The organism is Kitasatospora sp. NPDC036755, assembly GCF_040636595.1.
Classification (GTDB): domain Bacteria; phylum Actinomycetota; class Actinomycetes; order Streptomycetales; family Streptomycetaceae; genus Kitasatospora.
Genome location: NZ_JBEZUT010000663.1, coordinates 1 through 1,535, shown reverse-complemented (window position 1 = coordinate 1,535; position 1,535 = coordinate 1). Strand labels below are relative to the sequence as shown.

General features: G+C 78.0%; 2 protein-coding genes. Both read left to right on the top strand.

What is annotated here, in order from left to right; genetic code table 11:
• Positions 1 to 626, top strand: a 626-nt coding sequence (locus AB0E96_RS41050; protein WP_359831928.1) for an ABC transporter ATP-binding protein, incomplete at its 5' end; no start/stop codon positions are given.
• On the top strand, positions 623 to 1,535 hold a 913-nt coding region (locus AB0E96_RS41045; RefSeq protein WP_359831926.1), incomplete at its 3' end, for an ATP-binding cassette domain-containing protein. The genes AB0E96_RS41050 and AB0E96_RS41045, both read left to right, overlap by 4 nt.

Below are 1,535 nucleotides of genomic sequence, written 5' to 3'. Positions count from 1 at the left end.
GCCAGCGTCGCCGTCGCCGCCCGGGACAACCGCCAGGACGAGGAGCAGGTACGCCGGGCCGCGCCCACCCCCACGAGCTCTCCGGCGGCCTGCGCCAGCGCGTCGGCATCGCCGCCGCCCTGGCCGGCGAACCCGCCCTGCTGCTCGCCGACGAACCCACCACCGCCCTCGACGTCACCGTCCAGCGCACCGTCCTCGACCTGCTCGACCACCACCGGGTCAGCCGCGGCCTCGCCACCCTGCTGATCACCCACGACATCGGCCTGCTGTACGGGCGGGCCCGCCGCATCGCCGTCATGTACGGCGGCCGGATCGTCGAGACCGGCCCCACCGAGGCCGTCACCCGGCACCCCCGGCACCCCTACACCGCGGCACTGCTGCGCTCCGTCCCCCGGGTCACCGGCCCGCTGCGCCGCACCCTGCCCGCCATCCCCGGCTCGCCGCCCGACCTCACCCGGCCCGTCCCCGGCTGCCCCTTCGCCCCGCGCTGCGAGCGGGCGACGGACCTGTGCACCACGACCCGGCCCCCGGTGCACACCGCGGCCGACGACCACACCGCCGACTGCCACTTCCCGCTCGGCGAGGCCGACACCACCGCTCCCGAGGAACTGGAGTCCGCGGCATGACCATCTCGCCCGACCGCACCGGCCCCGACCGCACCGGCCACGCCGGCACCGCCCCCGACCGCACCGGCCACCTCGGCACCGGCCCCGAGACGGCGGCCCCCGCGAAGGCCGTCCTGGAGGCCACCGGCCTCAGCGTCGTCCACCGCACCCGCTCCGGCCCGCTGCACGCCGTCAGCGGCGTCGACCTCGCGCTGTACCCGCGCCGCACCCTCGCCCTGGTCGGCGAGTCCGGCTCCGGCAAGAGCAGCATCGCCAAGGCCCTGCTGCGGCTGCCCCCGCCCACCACCGGCACCGTCACCCTCGACGGCACCGACCTCGCCACGCTCTCCCCGCGCGCCCTGCGGGCCGTCCGGCCCCGGCTCCAGATGGTCTTCCAGGACCCGCTCTCCTCCCTCAACCCGCGCCGCAAGGTCCGCGACCTCGTCGCCGAACCCCTCGACGCCCACCCCGGCCCGGCCCACGGAGACACCCGCGACCGCGAGGAGGCCGTCGCCCGGCAGCTGGAGGCCGTCGGCCTGCCGCCCGCCCTGTTCGGCGACCGGCGGCCCCACCAGCTCTCCGGCGGACAGGCCCAACGCGTCGCCATCGCCCGGGCACTGGCCGCCCGGCCGCGCGTCCTGATCGCCGACGAGGCGGTCTCCGCCCTCGACGTCTCGGCCCAGGCCACCGTGCTCAACCTGCTGCGCGGGCTCACCGAGGAACGCGGGCTCGCCGGCCTCTTCATCTCCCACGACCTCGGCGTGGTCCGGGCGGTCAGCGACGAGGTGGCCGTGCTCCAGCTCGGCCGCGTCTGCGAGCGCGGCCCCACCGAGGCCGTCCTCGCCGCCCCCGCCCACCCGTACACCGCGGCGCTGCTCGCCGCCGTCCCCGAACCCGGCCGCCCGCTGCGCGACACCGGCCTCCTCCCCG